This window comes from Butyrivibrio sp. (assembly GCF_017433805.1).
Lineage (GTDB): Bacteria > Bacillota > Clostridia > Lachnospirales > Lachnospiraceae > Butyrivibrio.
Map to the genome: position 1 here is coordinate 100,757 of NZ_JAFRGN010000011.1, position 24,496 is coordinate 125,252.

Consider the following 24,496-nt stretch of genomic DNA (forward strand, 5'->3'; position numbering starts at 1 on the left):
ATAAAAGGAAAGAGTAACCTTTATCCTGGAGGTATGGCCAAGGATAAAGAAAGGAGGATATCAAATTCCCGTGTATCCTGGTGATACTCATTTATGTACACAGGGTACATACTAGATGTACCCTGCTTGTTTATTCCTTATATAAATATGCAATTCATGTGATATACGAATTGCTCCATGACTAATGTCATTCTCGCAATTCTACATATATTCGGAAATCGCCTTTCGGCTTTTTTCCTCATATATGTTCGGTCATTTCATAAACTTGGCGCTAAGTGCAAGCCCTGCACCAAGTTTACTTATTCCCTATATCAATTACTTAGAAGCCTTCCATGTGTTGTACTGGTTCTGGAACTCAGCAAGAACGTCCTGATATCCAGCGCCGTCAAGAGCTGCCTGATAAGCTTCGATTGTAGACTCAACGTCTGCAGAAGCAACACCACCGTTCTCAAGAGCGAATCCGTACTCACCAGCTACGTTTGCACATGCTGTGTACTGAGCCTCTACAGGAGACTTGTCGAATCTGAATCCAGCTGCTGAAGATGTGTTAGCACCACCGTTGAATGCATCATAGAGATCAGCCTTGTTAGCTGGCTCGTTTGAAAGTGGAGTAACGATAGTAGCGTTAGCTGACTCCCACATTGAGTGGTTGTACTTATCTGAGTTCTGCTCAACCTGATGGTTAGCATCGTATGTGAAGTCCTCACCCTCGATACCGAATGTATACATATCAGCGAGTGTTGAATCTGTGTAAAGAAGTCCAAGGAAATCTACACAAGCCTGAGCCTGCTCAGGTGTTGAGTTTGCTGTTACGCAGTAGCAAGAACCAAGAGCTGATGTTGAATGAGCCCATCTGCTTGTTGCAGGCTGCATTACAACTTCCTGACCATAACGAGCGTTAGCTTCGTCGTTAACTGGGATATCTGTCCACCATGTTACAGCCCAATCCTGTGTCTGAGTTGTCTGGTCGTTAGTTGTCTTTGTAGCGTCATCCTCTGATACATAGCCTTTTTCAGCCCAATCAGCCATAAGCTTAGCGAACTCAAGGTATTCAGGTGTAAGGATTGTATCTACAACTTCATCTGTCTTACGATCAACTGCTACGAAGTTTGCACCAGCATCAGCTGTGAAGAAATCAAAGCTGTCGATGTACCATCTGTAGAACATAGCTGTCTTCTGTGTAAGGAAAGGATACTTAAGTCCATCAGCCTTAGCATCTGCGAGCATTGGCTCGAGGTCTGCAAGCTTCTTAACTGATGTGATGTCCCAACCATGAGCGTCAACAACGTCCTTACGGAACATGAAGTCATAACCTTCTACATTGTCCTTGTATACAGGTACGAAGTAAATCTTGCCATCATACTTTGCTGCTTCCCACTGTCCTTCAGCCATTGAGCCATAAAGAGGTGTGCCTGGAAGAAGATCTGTAAGATCGTAAACAGCCTTAGCTGGATAAAGATCGTTTGTTCCGATTGTGCCTTCCCAAGATGCTGTCCAAAGAAGGTTGATCTCGTTGTTTGCAAGAGCAAGGTTAGCCTTCTCTGTGTACTCACCAGAACCGATATCTGTAAGTTTGATCTTTACATTGATCTTGTCAGCGATGTAAGCGTTGATTGCATCTTCAACCTTCTGAACCTGAGCTGAATCAGGGTTAGCAACGTTGAATGAGCATCTGTAGAGGCTGATCTCTGTAGCATCTCCGCTTGCAGCTGGTGCCTCTGTAGCAGCTGCTGTGTCTGTGTTTGTGTCTGCTGCAGGTGTCTCTGTAGCAGTTGTGTCTGCAGGAGTCTCAGTTGTAGCTGGTGTTGAGCTTCCGCAGCCGGCAAGCAATGAAAGTGTCATTGCTGATACCATGAGCATTGATATAACTTTTTTCTTCATATTTACCTCCCTTTATGATTGGTTAGTGTTTTTATATTCAATCCCCCACGGGATGAATATTCGTTAGGTTGATAGGTTTGGTAAAACTAAAAATAACAAGTTCTCTTAGCCCTTTACTGATCCAACAGTAAGACCTTTGATGAAGTACTTCTGGAAGAATGGATATACTACCATAATAGGTCCAATAACTACCAGAACTGTTGCCATTGTTGATGAGTACTGTGGAATAGTACCACCCATGGCCGCTCTTGCAGATGCAGGAACGTTTGCGTTGTTAAGAAGGAACTCAATACTCTTCTGGATATTGATGAGCAGGAGCTGCAAAGGCTTCTTGGCATCTGAATCAATATAAAGAAGTGCATTCTGCCAGTCATTCCAGTAAGCTGTAGCCATCATGAAACCTACGGCTGCAAGTGAAGGCTTAAGAAGTGGAAGTGTGATCTGGAAGAAGGTTCTGTACTCACCAGCTCCGTCAATCTTGGCAGCTTCCATAAGCTCTCCAGGAATACTGTTAGCTATATATGTTCTAAGAATAATTACGTTCATAGTAGATACGCAAAGTGGAAGGATCAGGAGCCACAAGCTATCTTTTAATCCGTAGTAACTTGTGAATACGATATATCCTGAAAGTGTTCCTCCGTTGAACAGCATAGGAATCAGCAGATAGATTGATAAAAATCTTGAAAGTCTGAAATCCTTACGGCTGATTGAATATGCGAACATACTCATGAACAAAAGTCCCATAAATGTTCCGGCTACTGTAACAAAGATAGTTACAAGGTAAGACTGAGCAAGCTGCTTACCATATTTTAGAACTGCTGACATACCAGCCAGTGACCAGTCCTTGGGCCAGAATCTAAATCCGTTTACTGCGATACTCTTTTCATCTGTAAACGCAGCTACAAAAGTAAGTTCTACAGGAAGGAATGCAAACAATGTACATGCAAGAAGTATGATTGCCAGGATAACCTGTCCTACTGTAACCTTCTCCTCTTTAGAAGGAGCTATATCAAGTTTGTTATCTCTTTTTAACTTAGCCATCTCTTTCCCCTTTCTGGTCAATAATTAGAACAAAGCGTTCTCTGGTGCGATCTTGCGGACTGTTGTATTAGCAAACAACATCAGCAAGAGTCCTACAATTGACTGGAAGAAGGACGTTGCGGCTACAAATCCGAAGTTCGAACTACTAAAGATAGCATTCAGAACGTAGGAGTCGATAACCTGAGTTGTTGAATAGAGCATACCGTTGTTACGTGTTACCTGATAGAAAAGACCTGTATCAGAGTGCATTACTGAACCAACTGAGAGAAGAAGCATTACTGTTACCATTGGAATAAGTGATGGAATAGTAATATGGAGGATCTTCTGCCATGAGTTCGCACCATCGATATCTGCTGCCTCGTACAGCTCTGAATCAATACCAGCAAGTACTGACATATAAAGAACTGAGCCGTATCCGGTATCCTTCCAGATCTTAACTACAAGTAAGATGTATGGCCACAGCTTAGCCTGTGAATAGAATCTTGTTGTTGTGCCAAGCATGTGATTGATGATACCTGTGTCTGAACTAATGAATGCATATACGATGAACTGAACAGCTGCATAAGAAATGAAAACTGGAATGATCATCAGTGTCTGCATTGTCTTGGCCATTTTCTTGAACACCAGCTTATCGATCATGATCGCAAGTGTTACATTGAGGAATGTACCAACGATTGTGAACAGCAAGTAGTATAAAATTGTGTTCTTGGTGATTGAAATGAATGTTGCCTTTGAAGCCAACAGGAACTTGAAGTTGTCAAGTCCGTTCCATGGGCTCTTCCAAATACCATCAACATAGTTGAAGTTCTTGAAAGCCATTACCAAGCCGGCCATAGGCACGTACATGATAAAGAACAAAATTAGGAAAACAGGCAGCGCCATAATTACATGAGCTCTGTGCTTCCAGGTGTTTTTTAAGAAATCTTTCATACCTCTACTCTCCCTTTTAATTACTAGCTTATGCGAGCTACCGACTCTCCCCTCTCAATATTCCCTTTTACTACAACCTGTTCTACGATTGTCCCCTTGGGATTATTGATAAGATCTATCAGCTTAGAAGCTGCTACGGAGCCGATCTGTTCAGTATCCTGTACCATTGTTGTCAGTATAGGGCTGATCTTTCTCGCAAGCTCAATTCCGTCATAGCCTACAACCGAGACATCTTCCGGAATTCGAAGACCTCTTTTTCTAATAGCATTTATTCCGCCAAACGCAGCAAAATCATCTGGGTAAAAAATACATGTTGGCGGTTCTTTTAAATCAAGAAGCTTAATAGTTGCTTCGTAAGCTGCATCTGTATCTCTGTATGGAACTGCAGGAACATACTCATCTGGGATATCTACTCCCAAATCCTGAAGAGTCTTGTAAAAGCTTGATAATCTGCTCTTTGTTACTGAAGATTCCATTCCTGACTCTTTGCCATGGATGTAAGCGATTTTCCTGTGACCCTGCTCATATACATAAGTAGCAAGTTCATTTATTCCATTGACATTGTCAGACATGATAGCCGTTCTGTTATAAAACAGATGGTCAATTGTGACCACCGGGATTTCACTCTTAATAAGTTCATCTACCTGAGGATCTGAAAAATCCACACAGGCTATAACAATTCCATCAAAGCCTCTGTAAATTGCATGTGATAAATAGGACATGTTGTTAAGTCTCTTATTACCACTGTTGATGAATGTTATATCGTAGCCATTTTCCTCTGCTGTTCTCTTGAAACTGTCCAGCACATGATTGAAATAGTCATGTGTAAGTCCGCTGTTTGCTTCATCTACAAAGAGGACTCCTATATTATTTGTTCTATTTGTCTTAAGAGCCTGTGCTGCTGCGTTTGGTCTGTATCCAAGCTTATCAGCCACCTCTCTTACATGTTTCTTGGTCTCCTGGCTGATATCGCTATGATCGTTAAGTGCCTTGGATACTGTAGCAACCGATACCCCACAAGCCTTTGAAATGTCTTTTAGTGATACCATTCTGTTTACCGTTTGCTTTTCAAAATCTACTAAATCGTTTTCGTAGTTTCAATGTACAACATTATTACCCCAAAATCAATATCTTTTTATATTTTTTTGTGCATGTTTTATACTTTTGGTACTTTTTTATAAAATCTTTGTCGGTTTTTCATTCATTTTTATAAATTCCTCTTAATAATTCTAAACAAATTATTAAACGTTTTCGGAGCATTTTCGTAACCCCTTACATTCCGTTTCCATGATACCGGTTTCATAGGAAACTATTGTCTTAAAGCCAGTGTTTATGCGCTTTTAAACTTTATTTTTTTCTTGTTGCAATATATGGATTTAGCATATATAATGTCACTAGAAATTCCGAAAACGTTTAAGTTTATTTATAATCAAATGGGAGGTTTAATAATGAAATACGGTTTCTTTGATGATGCAGCCTTAGAGTATGTCATCACCACACCCAAAACTCCATTGCCATGGATCAACTACCTCGGCAACAAAGAGTTCTTTTCACTGATATCTAACACATGCGGTGGATACACATTCTATAAGGATGCGAAACTGCTCCGCCTCACCAGATATCGTTACAACAATGTTCCATATGATAACAACGGTAAGTATTTCTATATTAAGGACAATACTGATTCCGCTAATACTGTTGTATGGAATCCAGGCTGGCAGCCTGTTAAGACTGCACTTGATAAATATGAGTGCCGTCATGGTCTTGGCTACAGCACATTTACATCTACCAAGAATAATGTAGAAGCCAAGGTTCTCACTTTTGTACCTATGAACGATAACTGTGAGATTTCCAAGGTAACTATTACCAATAATAAAGAAACCGCTGCTAAGCTTTCTCTTTTCTCATATGTAGAATGGTGTCTCTGGAATGCAGATGATGATATGAAGAACTTCCAGAGAAACTTAAGCACAGGTGAAGTAGAAGTTACAGATAATGGCTCTACAATCTACCACAAGACTGAGTACAGAGAGAGACGTAATCACTATGCTATTTACAGCGTTAACACAGCTGTTGATGGTTTTGATACCAGCAGAGATGCTTTCCTTGGCGCTTACAACGGACCAGATAGTCCTGACGTAGTTGCAGAGGGCAAGTGCACAAACTCTGTGGCAAGTGGATGGTCTCCAATCGCTTCTCAGCAGATCAATCTTGAGCTTGCTGCTGGCGAGTCCAAGACATTCATCTTCGTTCTTGGTTATATCGAGAACCCAGAGGATGACAAGTGGGAGGCTCCAGGCGTAGTTAACAAGAAGCCTGCTCTTAAGATGCTCGAAGCATACAAGACAGAGGCTGCTGTTGATGCTGCTCTTGTAGAACTCAAGAACTACTGGAAAGAGCTCCTTTCCAATTACCATATTTCTTCTTCTAACGAGAAGGTTGATCGTATGGTCAACATCTGGAACCAGTATCAGTGTATGGTTACATTCAACATGTCACGTTCTGCTTCCTACTACGAGTCAGGTATCGGCCGTGGAATGGGCTTTAGAGATTCCTGCCAGGATCTTCTTGGTTTCGTTCACCTGATTCCAGACAGAGCAAGACAGCGTATCATTGATATCGCTTCTACTCAGTTCCAGGATGGTAGCGCATACCACCAGTATCAGCCACTTACCAAGAAGGGTAACTCCGACATCGGTTCTGGCTTCAATGATGATCCATTATGGCTCATCGCTGGTACAAGTGCTTATGTAAGAGAGACAGGCGACCTTTCTATCTTAAAAGAAATGGTTCCTTTCGATAACGATATGAGTGTAGCTAAGACTCTTATGGGTCACCTTAAGTGCTCATTTGATTTCACAGCTACTCACAAGGGTCCTCATGGACTTCCTCTTATCGGACGTGCTGACTGGAATGACTGTCTGAACCTTAACTGCTTCTCAGAGCACCCAGGCGAATCCTTCCAGACCTTTGGTCCTTCAGAAGGTCCTGTAGCTGAATCAGTATTCATCGCTGGTATGTTTGTTAAGTACGGTGAGGAGTACGCTCAGCTTGCAGAGCTCCTTGGAGACGATGCTGAAGCTAAGAGAGCACGTGAAGAGATTGCCAAGGTTTACGAGGCAGCTATCACAGCTGGTTGGGACGGTGAATGGTTCGTTCGTGCTTATGACGCATATTCCAACAAGGTTGGTTCAAAAGAGTGTGAGGAAGGCCAGATCTTCATCGAGCCTCAGGGCTTCTGCGTACTTGCAGGCATCGGTGTTAAGGAAGGTCTTGCAGAGAAAGCACTTAAGAGTGTTGAAGAGAGACTTGATACCAAGTATGGCGTAATGATCCTTCAGCCTGCATACACCAAGTATCACCTTGAACTCGGTGAGGTTTCTTCTTATCCACCAGGATACAAGGAGAACGCAGGTATCTTCTGCCACAACAATCCTTGGGTATCAATTGCTGAGACAGTTCTTGGTCACGGCGACAGAGCTTTCGAGATCTATAGAAAAACATGTCCTGCTTACATCGAGGACATCAGTGAGATTCACTGCACAGAGCCATATGTATATTCACAGATGGTTGCAGGTAGAGACGCTAAGTTCTTTGGACAGGGCAAGAACAGCTGGCTCACAGGTACAGCTGCATGGACCTTTGTTAATATCTCCCAGTACATCCTGGGTGTATATCCTACACACAACGGTCTTTCAATCAATCCTTGTGTTCCTGCTGACTTTGGCGATTTCGAGATCACAAGAAAATACAGAGATGCTGTATATCACATCAGTGTTAAACAGAACGGTACTCAGAAGGGTATCAAGAAGCTCACAGTAAACTGAACAGAGGTTTCAGGCAACGTTATTCCTTACGAGTCAGGTGTAAAAGAGTACACTGTTGTTGCTGAAATGGGCTGATAACGGTTAATGTCGCAAATGTGCCGACGGGGTGCATACGCCTGCGAATTAACATATTATGAGGGGTGGAAAAAGAGCCATGGAATAATCAAATTCCATGGCTCGCTTTTCGTTATATATTTGTTTTAAAAGTCAATTTCATAGCCTCACTGATCGGCTTATACAGAACCAGCATTATGACAAAATTTCCTGCGCAGTGGATAAAATCAAAGGGAAGCCCTGCTATCCACCAGGTAACTGCTGCCCTGATCCCTGCTGCAAATCCCCCCGTACTGGCTCCTATCACAAAATAAGGAATGGAACACAGTGCTCCAAAACACAGTCCAAAGATTCCAGAAATAACAGCCCACAAAACTGCCGAGGTATTTTTCCTAAACAGCCATGCTATCAGTACCAGCAGTGGCCATGCATACAGATACATAATCCACCATAGATGCACTCCATAGACCGCACCTTCTATCAGAATGAATACTGGCACAACTGCAACAACCTTCCAGCCAAAATAAAGAGTGAACATTATCATCCAGAAGCTTGTCAGCTCGATATTTGGAAAACTGCTAAGAGCAAACTTAGAAGCCTCTATCACAGCTACCATAATGCCAATCTGCGCTATATCTTTAATTGAAAAGATCTGTTTATTACTGAGCTTTTTCATATGTCCAAGTATATGTATCACCATCTGTAACTGGCTGAGAATCTACGCCATACTGACCATACTCACCATTTACATAGAGTGCCCAGTAAGCGCCATCTTCTGCATAAAGAGCTCTCTCATCGTTCACATACTCAACCATCATTCCATACTCACTGTCTGTTCCTGAATATGAGAACTGCTCATTATCAGCAGCAAGCTCATCCATTGCCTGTTTGAGGAACTCAGCATCTGTTGAAAGTTCGTAATCAGCTGTCTCTCCGTTACTTCCTGTAACTTCGATAGTGATGTTCTTGCCACCCTTACTTGTCTGTGGCTTGTTTACGAAGAATACTACTGCAAAGATAGCGATAAGTGCTACCAGAACAGCTACTCCGATAATAATAGGTTTCTTGTTGTTTTTCATAACTATTCTCCTCTCGTTTATATACTAAACACTTTTCGTGTTGTAGCCTTTTTTGTTTACTCCATGAATATAGTACGTAGTGCCTTAATCAAGCTCTCATTCTCGCCGTGACTTTTGATAGCAACTCTGTAAAAGCCTTTCTCAAGCCCCTCATAGTTTGAGCAATCTCTTATAAGTATACCCTTCTGCAATAATAACTCATAAAGGTCATACTTACTATATATTAAAAGATAATTCGAATCGGAAGAGAACACTTTTATGCCAAGTTTCGCTAGCTCCTCAGACAGATATCCTCTCTCTTTTCTGATAACTTCTCTCGATGCATCTATAAATTCATCAGTACATTCATTTGCACAGGCCACTCCTGCTGCCAATGCAAACGCAGACATATTCCATTCAGGAAGAAACCTCCTTAGTTCAGTAATATTCTGACTCTGAGACAAAAGATATCCTGCCCTTACCCCGGGAATTGAAAAGAGTTTTGTGTAAGCATCAGCCACATAAAGCCTTGAATAATCGCATATATAATCTCTTGCCGAAGCACTTTCCACTGAATCTGAAAGAGAATAAAAACATTCATCCACAATAAGCGCCGTATCAGTATCCTTGCATTTAGCAATTATTCTCTCAAGCACATCCCTCTTAATGCACTTCCCCGTAGGGTTGTTGGGGTTAGCAAGGATTACGGCATCAATGTCATCAGTAATTCTGTCAGCAAACTCAGATTCTAATTCAAACTCATTCTCAGTTCTAAGCTCATAACTTACAATCTCGCACTCATCAAGCATCTTAAGAGCATGAACATATCCATAAAAGCTTGGAACAGGTAAAAGAACTCTCTTCGGAGCGATCATTCTTACAACAGCTGCAAGCAACTCTGATGCACCGTTTCCACCAATGACCATTTCCGGCGCAAAAGATCTGCCATCTCGCATCACTCTTCTGTTAAAAGAATCAGCAACTGCACTTCTAAATTCTCTCTGGTCAATATCAGGATACTTATCCACATGGGAAATCGCGTCTTTCAAAGCCTTGGTTACCGTTTCCGGACATGGCATCGGATTAAGATTTACAGAGAAATCATATTCAATTTTCTTATCATAAACCTCGCCGCCATGAATCATTTCTATAAACTCACATTTCCATAATTTCACACATTTGCACTGAATACTTATTCGAATATAGCAGCATCCATTAAATCATCAATATGATGGCCACCCCTATCAGCAGCAGAAACGTCATACATAGATAGGCCGTTCCATACATCAGTTTATTAGCTCTTTTTATATCCTCAACTTCTACTGCTCTGGTCTCATCTCCTATATAAGGCTTACTGACAAGCTTGCCAAAATAGCTGGCATCTCCAGCAAGTCTTACTCCAAGAGCACCAGCGCAGGCACTCTCTGTCTGTGCAGAATTAGGACTCTTGTGATTGTATCTGTCTCTTTTCCAAATAGCAAATGCTCTTGCCCCGGAAAACTCTTTTCCGCAGCAATAAGCTGCAAGTATCATGAATAGTGCGCTTATCCTCGAAGGAAGATAATTAAATATATCATCAAGCTTCGCTGCAGCTTTTCCAAAATATTCATATCTGTCGTTGTGATACCCAACCATGGAATCCATTGTATTAACAGCCTTGTAGAAAAGTCCCAGAACCGGCCCACCTATAAAGGTATATATAAGAGGAGCTATTACGCCGTCAGAAGCATTCTCTGCAACTGTTTCTACTGCTGCCTTGGCAACTCCAGTCTCATCAAGGCACTGTGTGTCTCGTCCAACAATCATGGAAACTGCAAATCTTGCATCCTCAATAGTCCCTGTCCTTAGCGCATCATAGACCTTCATACTCTCATCCTTGAGACTCTTGGCTGCCAGAATATAGCAGGTAAGCACTGCTTCTAAGGCTATACCTGCAATCTGATGAATCCTGTAGGCCACAAGCACTACAGCGAGCGTCACCAAAAGCGTAGCCAGTAGTACTATCACACACATCAGTACACCTTTATAAAACTCGGCAACACCATTCCTTTCATCAGGCGCTTTCTCTTTATCTTTAGGCCCCATAAGTTTTCTATCAAGAAAACCTATAAGACTTCCTATAAGCCTGATGGGATGTGGCACATTATAGGGATCCCCAATTATCTGATCCAGCACAAAGCCCAGCAAAAAAGCTATCAAATGATTAAACATCTAAATCCAAAATCCTCTTACAAATATCACAACAAAATATATGCGTACTCACAAAGTACCATTACTATCAGATACACAAGCTCTCCCTGGCAGACATAAAAGCCGGCAGTATCGCCTGTCACTCCACCAAATCGCTTGTCACAAAGTCTTCCATAATACCAGGTATAAAGTAAAACCGCAGCAATGCATACAATTCCTGCTACCGGTCTGATAACTACAGTGTACACAACTCCAGCCACAAGAAAACCATACAATATAGCCAAAGTGCCTTTTCCAGAATCCCTGGTCTCGTTATTAAGCATTCCGTCCTTTTTGGCTTTTTTCATCTGAAGACATGTTATACCGCACATAGCCCTGACTATCACGAAGCACGCAGCAAAAAACTTAATGGCCCACATGTCCATGTCATCCATGTAATATAACGGCAATGCCAAAAGCGCCGCAAGATATATAAGTCCATACCTCGCAAGTCCAATAACCGCAAAAGCCCCAATATGCGGATCCTTCATTATCTCGAGACTCTTTTCCGGTCCCTGATAAGATGATAGTGCGTCGTTAACATCCATGTAACCATCAAGATGAAAGCCGCCGGTTACAATGATCGGAACAACAGCAAGAAGTGGCACCATCACTATCCTTGATACTTCCAGAAAACCGCCACAGACCATAACAAGAATCTCTATAAGCCCTATTACAAGGCCCACAAGAGGCAAAAAAGCTATGGCCTTTTTGTAGTCATCATCCTCCCATTCGAAAATGGGCATTGGTATTCTTGAATACATCGAAAATGCAATTGCAATACGTTTTAGTATCTTCATGAGCAAAATTCCCCATTACATATTTTCATCATTTGGTCCTGGTCCAATTACCATCCACAAATTCATAAGTCTCATCCGACAGTTTTTTTAACCTGCCATTCACCAGGTCCATAGCTCTTACATAGTTTCTGGTATCTTCGTCGTAGCCCTCATCATCTTTGGCAAAAGAATTAGATACTATCACCACATTTCTGGCAGCCTCACACAGCCTACTCATATCACCAGCGATGTGCTCCACCAGCTCATTTTCGCCATACTTAACATCCCCGTGCATCTCGTTTCCAACAAGATTCGACATGCACTCCACAAGACATGTAGCCTCTGAAAGGTCATTGATCCCAGAGAGCATTTTCCCAAGATTTACGGGACATTCTATAGTCTCAAAGCCTTTTCCTTCTCTCATTGCCCTGTGCTTTTGAATGCGCCTCTTTCCCTCTTCTCCAAAGGGAATCATAGTGGCGATATAGTATTTCTTTTCCCCTTGTGAGAGCTCCATAGCCCTATCTTCAGCCATCTGAGATTTGCCGCTGTCAGGGACACCAATGATAAGAACTACCATTACTTAAACCTCTTATATTCTTCTATCTCATAATCAGAAAAGCTGGCACCGTGAAGATAGAAATCCATCACTGTATCCAAAAGCGGAACCAGCATCACCGCACCTGTTCCTTCTCCAAGCGCCATATTACCATTTATGAATGGCTCGAGTCCAAGTGCATTAAGTGCTGCCTCATTTCCTTTTTCTCTGCCCTTATGAGAAGGTATCATGTATTGCCTGGCCCCAGGCACCATAATTTCTGCCAAAAGAGCTGCAGTGGAACTGATGACACCGTCTATGATAACAGGCATATGGTTCATAGCTGCTCCGATAAAGAGTCCTGTCATTCCGGCAATATCAAGGCCTCCTACCGTTCTCAAAATATGAAAAGCTCTTTCTTTTGGGTCATCGATGTCATTAAACTTGTAGATATCAAGAGCCTTTCTGATGACTTCTCTTTTCCTTGCAAGTCCCTCATCACTAAGGCCTGCTCCTCTTCCAACAAATTCCTGAGTATCTCCATTCAAAATAGCTGTCAGAACCGCTGCTGCTGTTGTAGTATTGCCAATACCCATCTCACCGCACGCTAAGATATTCGTTTCATTCTCTGCCAGATCTTTTACAATTTCTATTCCATGATTTATGGCTCTCAGAGTTTCCTCTTCGGTCATGGCAGGTTCCTTTAAGAAATTCCTGGTTCCCTTTGAAACCTTACAATTCAGGACACCTGCAATTTCTTCCTCATCATCGATTCCGATATCCACCGGAAGGACTTCCACTCCTGCTGCCCTTCCAAGGCTGCAGGCAGAACTTATTCTTTTACCAAGAGCTGTTGCCACCGCCTTGGTGATTTCCTTGCCACTCTGGGATACTCCCTCTTCGACGATCCCATTGTCTGAGCACATGACAACCAGTATTCTCTTGTGGAGTCTTGGCATGACCTGCCCTTTTATTGCAGCAATGCGGCAGATAAGCGTCTCAAAATCCCCAAGTCCGTCAATAGGCTTGGACAGTCCATCCCAGTTCTGTTTAACCTTCTGGTAAACTTCCATATCAACTTCATCAGGCACCATGGAAAACAGCGCCATCTTATTATCTATCATTCTAATTCCTCTTAACCTCTAATAAATCGCTGTGCAAACTCCGGATCAGACGGATAATACAAATGTGCAAAGCCTGCAAATATATTACCTGCGCACTGATATCCTTCCCAGAAACGTTTTCCCGAAGGCTTATTCATCCTGCAGACCTGTCCATTCTCTGAAGTGTCATAGTAGTGAAACTCATGTCCCCTGATGCACTCCCCAAGCGGAAGATACGGATTATCCTCATTAGCAGTCACATTCACATATCCAAAGTGACCAAGTTTTCCAGTCATATGCGACTTACCTTCCAAAACTCCCGCCATTTCATAGGTGTTTCCTTCAGTATCCGTCAGTTCTTTTTGCAGATAAAGAAATCCGCCGCACTCAGCAAGGATTGGCATTCCATTCGATGCAGCCTTTCTGATGCTCTCAATCATTGTCTTATTCTCTGAAAGCTCTCTTGCAAACAGTTCCGGGTATCCACCACCTATCAGGAGCCTATCCACCTCTGGAATCCCACTGTCATGTATTGGTGAAAAGAACTTAAGCTCTGCTCCCATCTCCTGCAATAATTCCAGATTGTCCTCGTAGTAAAAACAGAAGGCTTCATCAAGGGCAACACCTACTGTAATCTTGTCCCTAGTGCATTTTTCATCGGTAGCAAGGCATCCTGCTTTTGACAGATTCTCCAGCGTAACCTCCTCTGCCCTGGAAGCAATCTCCATCAGCTTCTCCAGCTTCAGATTCTCTGCAAGTTTCTCCGCAACTTCATCTATCTTTTGCAGGATATCCGGAATCTCATCAGGCATCACAAGCCCAAGATGTCTTGAAGTAAAAATGTCGCCTTCAACCTTTGGAAGGAAACCTATTACAGGAAGCCCCAGCTCTTTTTCTATCTCTGCAGAAATCTCCCTGGCAATCATTGGAGAGATGTTATTTAGGATCACACCCCTGATCACTACCGGATTTCCATATTCGGCATAGCCCTTTATCATTGGAATAATTGACCTGCTCATGCCCTTACAGTTAACAACGAGAACTGCCGGCGTCTCTGTCTGAAGGCACAGGTCATAGGAGGAACCTTCCATGCTCGTAGCTCCCATGCCATCATAAAATCCCATAACGCCTTCTATAACAGCAATATCACTTCCATCTGAGCCCGCCACCAGGCTTCGCTTTACCCCCTCTGTTCCAGCCAGAAAGAGATCAAGGTTTCTGGAAGGCACATTTAATACCTTTTTGTGGAACATTGGATCTATATAGTCAGGTCCGCACTTAAAGGCTGCAACCTTATTACCTCTTTTCTTGAGCAGGTGCATCAGGGCGCAGGTAATAAGTGTCTTGCCACTTCCACTGCAAGGCGCACATATCAGCACTCTTGGAATTTTCTTAGTGTTATTATCCGCCATTACTCACCCGCCAAAAGATACGATGAACACTGGATTTATAGCATCTGCCAAATGGTAGCTGCCCTTTTTGTTATATCTTGTTACAGAAACCTGAGTAACCTCTGCATCTCCAAGTCCCATAGCCTTAACAAGCTCTGTTACTTCAGAAAGTGTCTCAAGTGTTACGCAGTTTAGCACAACCCTCACCTTAGGGTTTATCCTTACCACTGTCTCGATTATCCCCTTTAACTTCCTGCCACTTCCGCCAATAAAGACGTGGCTTGGAATTACACCATCACTCAGAGTATCAGGTGCTTCCCCAGAAATTATGGTCATATTTGAAAGTCCATATTTATCACGGTTTTTTTCAAGAAGCTCGATGGCATCTGCCTCTTTTTCATAGGAATAGACTTCTATTTCAGGATGTAAAAGAGCTGTTTCAAGGGATATAGAACCTGTACCAGCTCCAATATCAAAAAATACCGAGTCCGGTGTAAGCTCAAGTCTCCTGATGGTCAGTGCTCTGATCTCTTCCTTGGTCATAGGGACATTGCCCCTTATGATCTCATCATCCCTAAGGGTTTGAACTGCCTTTGACTTATTCGCCTTAGCATTTTCTATATATAGAAGCACCTTGGCACCGTCTTTTATAGCCTCGTCGCCGCTAATTTCGATCACTTTTTCTGTATCAGAGCCAAGATCACATCCGGCTATTATCCTGATTTCTTTCTCTATTGCACAGATCTCACTGCATATCCTCTTGGCATCCGCAGCATCAGAAGGAAGGACTATAAGCTTCTCGTATCGCCTTACATAACCTGAAACATTGCATTCTCTGCCATGAGCACTGATCACACGAACATCTTCAAGCCTTAGGCCAAGCCTGTTTGCCAAAAGAGCTGCCGAAGATATTCCAGACATCTTAATAACCTTATATCCAGCCTCTTTAAACCTGTCAGCTGCTTTGTTTGCACCACTTGAAAGAGACACATCCCCAGAGTAGACAACTACTGGGCTAACATATTCTCTATGTTCCTTTAGATATTCTATTATCCTTCCGGCATCATAAAATGGATGAAGACTAGCCGTTACCCCTGTCACTCTGTTTACCACGGACTCAGCTCCAAAGATAATATCTGCTGCCTGTAACGCTCTTTCTACTTCCAGTGTTCTATAGTTTTTATTTCCAGGACCAATTCCCGCAAGGACAACCACCGGCTCTTTTTTTGTACCAGCCGCCGTAAATTCGATCACTTCTGCATTATCCTGATTTAGGCAAATATCTGTTTCACTGACAGCATCAGCCTTCAGATGGTAGTCACTGACAAGTTTCTCCAACACCTGCCTCATTCCAAGATGATTTGTTTCATCTACAAGTCTTTCAGGATTTCTTACAACAACCGCCTTTATGTCGCATTCACCTGCTGCCTCAAGCTTCTCGTAGTAACCTCCGTTCCTGCCGCTCTCTTTTGTCAGTATTACTTTTGCACTACACTCATTTATGAGAGCCTTGTTCATTTCTGTAGAAAAAGGTCCCTGCATGGCAATAATATGCTTACCCGTAATACCAGCCTTCTCGCAAAGACTGATGCTCTCTACACTTGGAAGAACTCTTACATAGATTCTCTCAATATCACTTATCTTGGAAACAATCTCCGCAAGGTCCTTACTTCCAGTCATAAGCAGGATATTTCCCTCGATTTTATCCAGCGTTTCTCCTGCCTCAGCCATATTACCAACATATACAATGTCATCAGCACTTTTTTCTGTAACATCACTCCCAGTAGCACCTGCAAATCTGTCATCACCGGTATCTCTGGACAATCTCAGATACTCAACCCCAGCCTCTTTACAGGCCATCTTAATATCCTCTGAAGCTTTGATAGCAAATGGATGTGTGGCATCAACTACCACAAGGTATTCGTCGCTTTTCAAAAGCTTCACAATCTGAGCACTGGAAAGACGGCCCGTGCGGATACTACATTCTCCGCTGCCAGCCTCGATTCTTTTACCATATTCTGTTGCCACACTTACTTCATGAGGAACTCCGGACTCTCGCAGGATATCTGCCAAGACACGCCCTTCTGTAGTCCCTCCAAAGATAAGAACTTTATCTCTCACTCTTGTATCCTCTTGGTGTTACCATATGTCCATCTATTACTGTAGTACTGGAGTTACCTATAAACACAGTACAGAACATGTCAGCCTGCGCGGTAAGTAAATCCTCCAGTGTCATTACTCTGTAGCCTTCACCTTCTCTTGCAATATTGCTGGCAATACCACATATCCTGCTGCCATCTATTGTTTCAAGCAGCACTTCTGCAGCTCTTTTAAGATAACCGCTTCTACTCTTGCTCTCTGGGTTATAGAGAACTATCACCATATCAGCTGCCGCTGCTGCGCGAAGTCTCTTTTCAATAGTCTCTATTGGGGTTAACCTGTCGCTTAAGCTGATAAGACAGAAATCATGAATAAGAGGTGCTCCAAGAAGTGCACCACCACTTATTGCTGCTGTCACTCCTGGAATAACCTCAACTTCTACGCCATTAAATTCCTTCTCAAGCTCAAAAGCAAGTCCTGCAAGGCCGTATACTCCCGCATCTCCGCTGCAGACAAGAGCTACTGTTTCTCCTCCTGCTGACTTTTCAAGAGCCATTCGCACTCTCTTTTCCTCACCCATCATTGGTGTACTAAGGTACTCCTTGTCTGGAAAATGAGGTCTTACAAGATCGCAGTACACAGTGTAACCAGCGATCACAGTGCTCTCTTCCATAGCCTTCACGGCTCTTATTGTCATATTCTCATAGCTTCCAGGGCCGATTCCGACCACATAAAGTTTTCCCATTTTATTTCCTCAAATCTATTATTCCTGCAGAAAAGGTGATTCCATCCTTGGCTTTTTTTCTGGATAGAAAACTCTTAGCACCATAAGCTGCAACTGCTCTCTCACATACGTTATCGCTGCCAGTAACCTTTTTCACATAGTCAGAAGCTGTAAAATCCCCTTCCTGAGCCATAAGCGTGTCACTGCCAAAGGTAGCGAACTCACATCCAAGTTCTTTACACAATTCCACAAGTCCCGCTTCAGCTTTTTTGATATCCGCGGAAGCGATAGCTCTTACTGCCCTTGCATCAATGCCTAACTCATCAAGCTTCTGCAAAAGAACTGTCTTTAACTCACTACAACTCTTTCCCTTTCTGCATCCCATTCCCACTACAATGCATTTGGGAATAAGGTAAAGAGCCGACTCCTCTATGGTCGCAGGCGAAATGATAAGCTTAGCCTCGCCCTTAGAAGTTCTTTTTATATTGCCTGGAATGCCCGAAAGCCCCAGATATTCTTCAAACCTTTCATCGATATAATAGGAACTCTCGCCAGTCCTTAACAGCTCTGCCGTGTAGTTCTTGGCCTTCTTCATATCTGATATAACAAGGTCATTCTGAGCAGCATAAACATCTACTGCAAACTCCCCCTCAACGTCAGTTGCTGTAGTTTGAACACATACAGCCCCTGTCAAAAGAGCTATCTCTTTTCCTGCATCAACAGCACCACCAAGGTGCCCTGACAGGATTGGGATAACGTACTCACCCTTTTCATCCATGACAAGCACAGCTGGATCCGTTGTCTTATCTTTAATAAATGGAGCTATTGTCCTGACAGCAATTCCGCAGGCTCCGATGAACACAAGGACATTTCCCTTTGCAAATTTATCCCTGCACCAGTCACGTAGCGAAGCTACAGATCCACTCTCTGCCACCTCTCCGCTCACAGAAAGAGCAAGGAAAAGCTTTTTCATCAGTTCTTTTCCCTTGTCTGTAAAACATATTATTTTGTATTTACCAATACTTACCTGCTCCATAGGGTTAATGTCCCCTCAATTTTCTGATACATAGCATCATCAAGACCATACAGTTCCTGAATCATTGAATTTTCTATAACTTCCGCGGGAGTCTTCACAAGCACATGGCCGTCATCGTAGACGAGAAGCAGCCTGTCTGCAACTCCAAGTGCCAGCTCTATCTCGTGAAGAGACATGATGACAGTTACTTCTGATGCTGCCATCTGTCTTACAACCTCCATAAGCTCAAGTCTGTGCTTGATATCCATGTATGAGGTTGGTTCATCCATCACCAGAACTCGCGGCGATTGACATATCGCTCTTGCTATAAGTGTCCTCTGCTTCTGGCCATCACTAAGAGACTCATAGGAAGTATCTGCAAGCTTATCCACCTTCATGGTCTCCATGGACCTGTGAGCAATCTCTTCATCTTCCCTGCCATATCTTCCAAAACCGCCTGAAAAAGGGAGCCTTCCTGACATGACAATATCCTTACAGGTCATAAGCTGAGGCCTGATGCGTTCAGTGGTGACTATAGAGAGCTCTTTTGCTATTTCCTTGGCAGATAGCTGTGATAAATCTCTTTTTCCAAGAAAAATATTTCCGCCCTTTATCCCAAGGGTTCCGTTTATGCTCTTTAAAAGAGTGGATTTTCCACCACCGTTTGGTCCTATGAGGCAGATTATCTCGCCTTTTTGTATGTCGATACTGGCGTCTCTTACTACGACTCTTTGGCCATAGCCCGCTGAAACCTTCTCAAGCTTCATTTCTACTATGTCTCCTGATAATCATGTATATAACGATGGGTGCGCCAAATAGCGACGTCACCGCAGATATATTAAGCTCTGTTGGTGCAAACATCTGCCTTGCCAGTAGGTCACTGAACAGGCAGAATACTGATCCTGCAAGAAACGATGCAGGAATCAGCACTATTGGCTTGGAGGTTACAAGAAGCTCTCTCATAAGAAATGGTACTGCAATTCCGATAAAAGAAATCGGGCCGACAAAAGCTGTTACGCATGCGGACAGTACGCTTGATAAGAGTATTACCGCCATTCTCGATGCCTTAACATTTATTCCAACGCTCCTTGCGTAGGTTTCAGATAGTCTCAGCGCATCCAGTGGCTTACTAAGAAGCATCACAAGGATCACTGAAACACCTACTATCACAAAGCCGTATCTTACACTTCCCATATCAATTCCAGAAAAGCTTCCCTGAGACCAGCTATGGAGATTGACGATATCAGAATCATCTGCAAAGGCTATGAGAAAGTCTGTAACAGCACTGCAGATATATCCCACCATAATGCCTGCTGCCAATAGAACCGCCATATTCTGTACTACTCTCGAAATCAGTATTATAAAAAAAGTAGTGATGATCGCTCCAATAAAAGCCGCAAGTACGAGAAGCAGGCTTGAGCTGCGCCCCGTGCTTCCTACAATAAATATGAGTGCCAGTGCAACCATCATCTTGGCTCCTGAGGAAATTCCCAAAATATAAGGGCCAGCTATAGGATTTGAAAAGTATGTCTGTAAAAGAAATCCTGAAACAGCAAGGCCACCGCCTAAAACAAATGCCATCAGCGCTCTTGGAAGTCTTATATCCATGACGATAGTGCTACTCGCCAGATCGCCGCTTCGCCCAAACACAATACCTAGCACCTGAGCTGGGGATATATCAACATTTCCGATGCATACGTTAAGTGTGAAAGCCAGAAGCGACAGTATGACCAGCGCTGTAAATATCACTATTCTTCTAATCTTTCTAGTTTCTTCCATTACTTATCCCCATGGGCTTTTCGGTATTCTGTCTCAAAATCCTTGTCATATAGCTTGGATTTCTCGTAATTTCCAGCCTCGACCACATCTCCAACAATAATAAGAGCTGTTTTACTAATACCCTCTTTTTCAGCCATTTGAGCTGCATCCCTAAGGGTACAGACTATTTTCTTCTCATCAGGCCAGGTTGCCTTATACACGATGGCGCAAGGCGTCTCTGCTGGTCTTCCAGCTTCCATAAGCTTATTTGCAAGTCCCTCTATATTTCCTGCTGACAGGAAGAAAACCATGGTTGAGTCATGGCTTGCCAGCGCCTCAACTGATTCTTTTTCCGGAACCTTGGTTCTTCCTTCCATTCTTGTTATGATCACGCTCTGGCTGACTCCAGGAAGTGTATATTCCAAATTAAGAGCTGCTGCCGCTCCGCAAAAAGAGCTGACTCCAGGCGTGTCATCAAATTCTATGCCAAGACGGTTAAGCTCATCCATCTGCTCCCTGATGGCGCCATAAATACTTGGATCTCCCGTGTGAAGTCTCACAACAGTCTTCCCTTCCGCATCGGCCTTTTTCATAATATCTATAACTTCATCCAGATTAAGATAGGCGCTGTTATGTATCTCGCACCCCTCTTTTGCATACTGTAGTAACTCTGGATTAACCAAAGATCCTGCATATATCAGAACGTCGCACTTTTCTATAAGATCACGCCCTCTGATTGTGATAAGATCAGGAGCCCCCGGCCCCGCTCCAACAAAATGTACCATTTTATATACCTCTCAAAAACTCTTCAGCTCCTGTTGTAGTCACAAGCTTAGTGTAGTCATTGGAAAAGACAACAGTTTCCACTGTCAATTCTCCATCGCCCCACTCTTCCATGTAACTCTTGATCCTGACAGCAAGCTCATCAAAAACCCTATCTTTATAGCCCGCTTCCGTTATCAGCCTTACAGCCTCATCAGTCATTACACATTCCATGAGTTTAGTGCATAACTCACCAACATCGCTTTCACTAGCTGCAGCCCATCTCACAAGTTCGCACAGAATTTCCATTCTGTGATCACCGTAAGCTGAATGAGTATTTTTTATTCCGCCTGCAACCTTAACAAGCTTGCCTAGGTGTCCGCAAAAGAGCATCTTCTTAAAGCCAGCTTTCTTTGCAAGCCTTACAGTTTCATATACAAAATTAGAACACATGATAGCTTTTTTCTCATCAAAGCCATATTCAACCTGAAGGAACTTAAGTCCATAGTTACCTGGAGCTACCAGTAGCACCTCTGCACCTTCTGCCGCTCTGACACTTATCTCAGTCTTAATGGTGGCAACAATTGCTTCATCACTCATAGGCTCAACAATTCCCGTTGTACCAAGAATTGATATACCACCCACGATTCCAAGCTTTGGATTAAAGGTTTTGGTCGCAACCTCTTTTCCTTCCGGCGCACTTATTACTACTCTTACACTCTTATCTTCCATTCCGTGATCACGTAGAACTTCTATAATATTCTCCCTGATCATCTTTCTCGGAACAGAATTGATGGCAGCCTCTCCAACCGGCTGGTCAAGCCCTGGCTTGGTAACCCGTCCGATACCTTCGCCGCCATCTATCTCTACTCCATTCCCATCCTCACTACAAGAAACCTCAGCATATATCCTCATTCCACTGGTCACATCAGGATCATCTCCGCCATCCTTAATAACAGCGCAGCTCACTGATGTATCTGACCTTTTTATATCTATAAGCTCTGCCAGAAAAGTAGGTCCCTTCGGAGTGACTATACTGACAGAGAAGATATCTTTTTTATCAAGGAGCATCACAAGTGCGGCTTTCGCAGCTGCAGCCGCGCAGCTTCCAGTCGTAAATCCGCATCTTAACTTCTGACCACCTTTTTCTATATAAATGTTATTGTCCATAGCTTACATGTTTACCAAAAGAGAATTGCAGATAGCCGCTGCAACGCCGCTTCCGCCCTTTCGTCCCACATTTACTATATAGGGAACATCCATTTCCATAATGAGCTTCTTGGCTTCCACCACATTTACAAAGCCAACAGGAACACCAATGATAAGTTCTGGCTTATAGCCTGTCTCATCATATAACTCACGAAGCCTTATAAGAGCTGTCGGTGCGTTTCCAACAGCAAAGATCAAAGGTTTATCTATTGTCTTTGTAGCGACTTCCATACTCACATAGGCTCTTGTAACCTTCTGCTCGCTAGCAAGTCTTGCCACTTCGCTATCAGCCATAAAGCAGTGAGCTTCTCCTCCAAATTTCTGGAGTATGGCTTTTTTAATGCCTGCCAGTGCCATGTTGGTATCGGTTACTATATGTGCTCCCCTTCTGATGGCATCCTTGGCTTTATCTATAGCTCCATCAGAAAATGCAAGGGTATCAGCATATTCAAAATCCGCCGTGGTGTGAATAACTCTGACAACGGTTGGTTCCACATCCGCTGGCACAACCTTACCCATTTCTGATAGTTCCTGTCTTATGATCCTGAAGCTCTCACCCTCTATTTCTGATGGCAATATGCGCTTAATTTCCATATTTCTCCTATCACAGGCCAATAGCCTTATAAATAAGCTTCCAGTCAAGGTTCTCCCTTAAGGTGTCTGCCAGCTTATTTAATTCTCTTTCCTGAACATCACTCTTACTTTCAAGCTCAAAGCTATGTGCACTTATTCCTTTTCTCTCAGTGATGATCTGCAAAATCCTCTCTGCAAAATCCTTGTTGTCAAAAATTCCATGGACATAGGATCCCAGAATATTGTCTTTTGTAACAACATATCTGCTGCTATGGTCGTCATGGCGTACACTCTTTCCCATGTGAATCTCGTAGCCCTTGATACTACAACCATTTAGAGAAGCATATATTCCATCCGCTCCCTCGATAGTTCCTGCTACCTGCTTAAGAGTCTTCTCACTTCCAAATGAAGTGCTGACATGAAGAAGTCCAAGTCCTTCTTCGCTTCCCTTTTTCTCAGCTCCGACCTCGTCATCAATAGTCATACCCAGCATCTGAAAACCGCCGCAGATTCCTATTACCATGGCTCCGGCACTTCCACGCCCCTGTATTTCCTTATAAAGGCCTGTCTCCTTAAGCCACTTCACATCACCCATTGTATTCTTGGTTCCTGGGATAATGATAAGGTCAGCTTCTCTTAGCGCTTCTCTGGAATCCGTAAAGATAACCTCAACGCCTTCAGCCTTATCAAACACCGTAAAGTCCGTGTAATTACTGATGTACGGAAGACGGATCACTGCTATCTTAACAATACTGCCAGCATCAAAGCCGGACTTTAGCTTAAGCTTATCAGAAACGCTGTCCTCCTCATCAAGCTGAAGTTTCACATATGGTACAACTCCCGCAAAAGGAATGTCACAATATGCCTTGAACATATCAAGACCAGGTTCCAAAAGAGATACGTCACCCCTGAACTTATTGATGATAAGTCCCTTAATCCTGTCTCGCTCATTTTGAGGCATCAGACTTACTGTTCCAAGGAGCTGCGCAAAAACGCCGCCGGGATCTATATTTCCAGCAAGTAATACCGGTGCATCAAGAAGCTCTGCCAGACCCATATTTACTATGTCGTTTTCCCTAAGGTTTATCTCAACAGGACTTCCGGCCCCTTCAATTACTATTACATCAGACTCATCAGCCAGTCGCTCATAAGATCTGAGAATATCAGGTATAAAATCCTTCTTGATCTTAAAGTAATCTGCAGCCCTCATGTTGCTCACAGGCTCCCCGCCTACGATAACCTGAGAAGTAGTATCTCCCATAGGTTTAAGGAGTATCGGGTTCATATCCGCATTTGGCTCAAGGTATGACGCAAAGGCCTGCAACGCCTGGGCTCTTCCTATCTCTTTTCCCTCGATCGTCACGTAGGAATTAAGTGCCATATTCTGAGATTTAAAGGGCGCAACCCTGTATCCATCCTGACTTAAGGCCCTGAGTATTCCCGCCGTCAAAATGCTCTTTCCGGCTCCGGACATGGTGCCCTGTATCATGAGATTTTTAGCCAAATCAAGTCTCCTTGTTTCTA

21 protein-coding genes and 1 pseudogene are annotated in these 24,496 nt (G+C 43.2%); 1 reads left to right on the top strand and 21 read right to left on the bottom strand.

Annotated elements, in window-relative coordinates; all coding sequences use genetic code 11:
- Positions 1–315 precede the first annotated feature (315 nt).
- From IJI01_RS02880 to IJI01_RS02895, 4 genes are all read right to left on the bottom strand, one after another.
- Positions 316–1,881: an ABC transporter substrate-binding protein gene (locus IJI01_RS02880; RefSeq protein ID WP_292185590.1), complete on the bottom strand. Its 1,566-nt coding sequence runs from the start codon at positions 1,879–1,881 to the stop codon at positions 316–318.
- 105 nt (positions 1,882–1,986) lie between these two features.
- Positions 1,987–2,922 carry a carbohydrate ABC transporter permease gene (locus IJI01_RS02885; RefSeq protein WP_292185593.1) on the bottom strand — a complete coding sequence of 312 codons (936 nt, stop codon included), beginning with the start codon at positions 2,920–2,922 and terminating at the stop codon, positions 1,987–1,989.
- A gap of 24 nt (positions 2,923–2,946) precedes the next feature.
- Positions 2,947–3,852, bottom strand: coding sequence for an ABC transporter permease (locus tag IJI01_RS02890; protein WP_292185596.1), 906 nt, complete (start codon positions 3,850–3,852; stop codon positions 2,947–2,949).
- 23 nt (positions 3,853–3,875) lie between these two features.
- A complete protein-coding gene (locus tag IJI01_RS02895) occupies positions 3,876–4,901 on the bottom strand; it encodes a LacI family DNA-binding transcriptional regulator (RefSeq protein ID WP_292185601.1) in 1,026 nt (341 codons plus the stop codon).
- A gap of 399 nt (positions 4,902–5,300) precedes the next feature.
- Here IJI01_RS02895 and IJI01_RS02900 point away from each other — a divergent pair.
- A pseudogene (locus IJI01_RS02900) lies at positions 5,301–7,754 on the top strand (GH36-type glycosyl hydrolase domain-containing protein).
- 112 nt (positions 7,755–7,866) lie between these two features.
- On the opposite strand, the gene IJI01_RS02905 reads toward IJI01_RS02900, so the two are convergent.
- From IJI01_RS02905 to IJI01_RS02985, 17 genes are all read right to left on the bottom strand, one after another.
- Positions 7,867–8,409, bottom strand: coding sequence for a hypothetical protein (locus IJI01_RS02905; protein ID WP_292185603.1), 543 nt, complete (start codon positions 8,407–8,409; stop codon positions 7,867–7,869).
- Positions 8,393–8,812, bottom strand: a complete 420-nt coding sequence (locus IJI01_RS02910; RefSeq protein ID WP_292185606.1) for a DUF4430 domain-containing protein — start codon at positions 8,810–8,812, stop codon at positions 8,393–8,395. The genes IJI01_RS02905 and IJI01_RS02910 overlap by 17 nt, the downstream gene beginning before the upstream one ends.
- 56 nt (positions 8,813–8,868) lie before the next feature.
- Positions 8,869–9,936 (bottom strand): pyridoxal phosphate-dependent aminotransferase, encoded by a 1,068-nt coding sequence (locus tag IJI01_RS02915; RefSeq protein ID WP_292185609.1) that lies wholly within the window; start codon positions 9,934–9,936, stop codon positions 8,869–8,871.
- A 70-nt stretch (positions 9,937–10,006) separates the two neighbouring features.
- Positions 10,007–11,002: an adenosylcobinamide-phosphate synthase CbiB gene (gene cbiB / locus IJI01_RS02920; protein ID WP_292185612.1), complete on the bottom strand. Its 996-nt coding sequence runs from the start codon at positions 11,000–11,002 to the stop codon at positions 10,007–10,009.
- A gap of 26 nt (positions 11,003–11,028) precedes the next feature.
- Positions 11,029–11,820: an adenosylcobinamide-GDP ribazoletransferase gene (gene cobS, locus IJI01_RS02925; RefSeq protein ID WP_292185615.1), complete on the bottom strand. Its 792-nt coding sequence runs from the start codon at positions 11,818–11,820 to the stop codon at positions 11,029–11,031.
- A gap of 28 nt (positions 11,821–11,848) precedes the next feature.
- Entirely contained in the window at positions 11,849–12,379 is a 531-nt protein-coding gene (locus IJI01_RS02930; RefSeq protein ID WP_292185617.1) for a bifunctional adenosylcobinamide kinase/adenosylcobinamide-phosphate guanylyltransferase, read from the bottom strand.
- Positions 12,379–13,461, bottom strand: a complete 1,083-nt coding sequence (cobT, locus tag IJI01_RS02935; protein WP_292185619.1) for a nicotinate-nucleotide--dimethylbenzimidazole phosphoribosyltransferase — start codon at positions 13,459–13,461, stop codon at positions 12,379–12,381. The genes IJI01_RS02930 and cobT overlap by 1 nt, the downstream gene beginning before the upstream one ends.
- An 11-nt stretch (positions 13,462–13,472) precedes the next feature.
- Positions 13,473–14,852, bottom strand: coding sequence for a cobyrinate a,c-diamide synthase (locus IJI01_RS02940; RefSeq protein WP_292185621.1), 1,380 nt, complete (start codon positions 14,850–14,852; stop codon positions 13,473–13,475).
- 3 nt (positions 14,853–14,855) lie between these two features.
- On the bottom strand, positions 14,856–16,952 hold the full coding sequence (cobK, locus tag IJI01_RS02945; RefSeq protein ID WP_292185624.1) for a precorrin-6A reductase: 2,097 nt from the start codon (positions 16,950–16,952) through the stop codon (positions 14,856–14,858).
- Entirely contained in the window at positions 16,942–17,676 is a 735-nt protein-coding gene (cobJ, locus tag IJI01_RS02950) for a precorrin-3B C(17)-methyltransferase (RefSeq protein WP_292185627.1), read from the bottom strand. The genes cobK and cobJ overlap by 11 nt, the downstream gene beginning before the upstream one ends.
- Before the next feature lies 1 nt (position 17,677).
- Positions 17,678–18,691, bottom strand: coding sequence for a cobalt-precorrin 5A hydrolase (locus IJI01_RS02955; RefSeq protein ID WP_292185630.1), 1,014 nt, complete (start codon positions 18,689–18,691; stop codon positions 17,678–17,680).
- Entirely contained in the window at positions 18,679–19,437 is a 759-nt protein-coding gene (locus tag IJI01_RS02960) for an ABC transporter ATP-binding protein (protein ID WP_292185633.1), read from the bottom strand. Before IJI01_RS02960 ends, IJI01_RS02955 begins: the two co-directional genes overlap by 13 nt.
- The gene (locus IJI01_RS02965) at positions 19,427–20,449 is read right to left on the bottom strand and encodes a FecCD family ABC transporter permease (protein WP_292185636.1); all 1,023 of its coding nucleotides are present in this window, start codon (positions 20,447–20,449) and stop codon (positions 19,427–19,429) included. The genes IJI01_RS02960 and IJI01_RS02965 overlap by 11 nt, the downstream gene beginning before the upstream one ends.
- On the bottom strand, positions 20,449–21,213 hold the full coding sequence (gene cobM, locus IJI01_RS02970) for a precorrin-4 C(11)-methyltransferase (protein WP_292185639.1): 765 nt from the start codon (positions 21,211–21,213) through the stop codon (positions 20,449–20,451). The genes IJI01_RS02965 and cobM overlap by 1 nt, the downstream gene beginning before the upstream one ends.
- Before the next feature lies 1 nt (position 21,214).
- Positions 21,215–22,360, bottom strand: a complete 1,146-nt coding sequence (cbiD, locus tag IJI01_RS02975) for a cobalt-precorrin-5B (C(1))-methyltransferase CbiD (protein WP_292185641.1) — start codon at positions 22,358–22,360, stop codon at positions 21,215–21,217.
- A 3-nt stretch (positions 22,361–22,363) separates the two neighbouring features.
- A complete protein-coding gene (locus IJI01_RS02980; RefSeq protein ID WP_292185643.1) occupies positions 22,364–22,993 on the bottom strand; it encodes a precorrin-8X methylmutase in 630 nt (209 codons plus the stop codon).
- Between the two features lie 10 nt (positions 22,994–23,003).
- Positions 23,004–24,476, bottom strand: coding sequence for a cobyric acid synthase (locus tag IJI01_RS02985; protein WP_292185645.1), 1,473 nt, complete (start codon positions 24,474–24,476; stop codon positions 23,004–23,006).
- Between the last annotated feature and the right edge of the window lie 20 nt (positions 24,477–24,496).

Coding starts and splice junctions, on each gene's coding strand:
- IJI01_RS02880 (WP_292185590.1), bottom strand. CDS start 1,881: ATGAAGAAAAAAGTTATATCAATGCTCATGGTATCAGCAATGACACTT.
- IJI01_RS02910 (WP_292185606.1), bottom strand. CDS start 8,812: ATGAAAAACAACAAGAAACCTATTATTATCGGAGTAGCTGTTCTGGTA.
- cbiB (WP_292185612.1), bottom strand. CDS start 11,002: ATGTTTAATCATTTGATAGCTTTTTTGCTGGGCTTTGTGCTGGATCAG.
- IJI01_RS02905 (WP_292185603.1), bottom strand. CDS start 8,409: ATGAAAAAGCTCAGTAATAAACAGATCTTTTCAATTAAAGATATAGCG.
- IJI01_RS02955 (WP_292185630.1), bottom strand. CDS start 18,691: ATGGAGCAGGTAAGTATTGGTAAATACAAAATAATATGTTTTACAGAC.
- IJI01_RS02980 (WP_292185643.1), bottom strand. CDS start 22,993: ATGGAAATTAAGCGCATATTGCCATCAGAAATAGAGGGTGAGAGCTTC.
- IJI01_RS02960 (WP_292185633.1), bottom strand. CDS start 19,437: ATGAAGCTTGAGAAGGTTTCAGCGGGCTATGGCCAAAGAGTCGTAGTA.
- cobS (WP_292185615.1), bottom strand. CDS start 11,820: ATGAAGATACTAAAACGTATTGCAATTGCATTTTCGATGTATTCAAGA.
- IJI01_RS02965 (WP_292185636.1), bottom strand. CDS start 20,449: ATGGAAGAAACTAGAAAGATTAGAAGAATAGTGATATTTACAGCGCTG.
- IJI01_RS02915 (WP_292185609.1), bottom strand. CDS start 9,936: ATGATTCATGGCGGCGAGGTTTATGATAAGAAAATTGAATATGATTTC.
- cobM (WP_292185639.1), bottom strand. CDS start 21,213: ATGGTACATTTTGTTGGAGCGGGGCCGGGGGCTCCTGATCTTATCACA.
- IJI01_RS02895 (WP_292185601.1), bottom strand. CDS start 4,901: ATGGTATCACTAAAAGACATTTCAAAGGCTTGTGGGGTATCGGTTGCT.
- IJI01_RS02930 (WP_292185617.1), bottom strand. CDS start 12,379: ATGGTAGTTCTTATCATTGGTGTCCCTGACAGCGGCAAATCTCAGATG.
- cbiD (WP_292185641.1), bottom strand. CDS start 22,360: ATGGACAATAACATTTATATAGAAAAAGGTGGTCAGAAGTTAAGATGC.
- cobJ (WP_292185627.1), bottom strand. CDS start 17,676: ATGGGAAAACTTTATGTGGTCGGAATCGGCCCTGGAAGCTATGAGAAT.
- cobT (WP_292185619.1), bottom strand. CDS start 13,461: ATGATAGATAATAAGATGGCGCTGTTTTCCATGGTGCCTGATGAAGTT.
- IJI01_RS02940 (WP_292185621.1), bottom strand. CDS start 14,852: ATGGCGGATAATAACACTAAGAAAATTCCAAGAGTGCTGATATGTGCG.
- IJI01_RS02890 (WP_292185596.1), bottom strand. CDS start 3,852: ATGAAAGATTTCTTAAAAAACACCTGGAAGCACAGAGCTCATGTAATT.
- IJI01_RS02885 (WP_292185593.1), bottom strand. CDS start 2,922: ATGGCTAAGTTAAAAAGAGATAACAAACTTGATATAGCTCCTTCTAAA.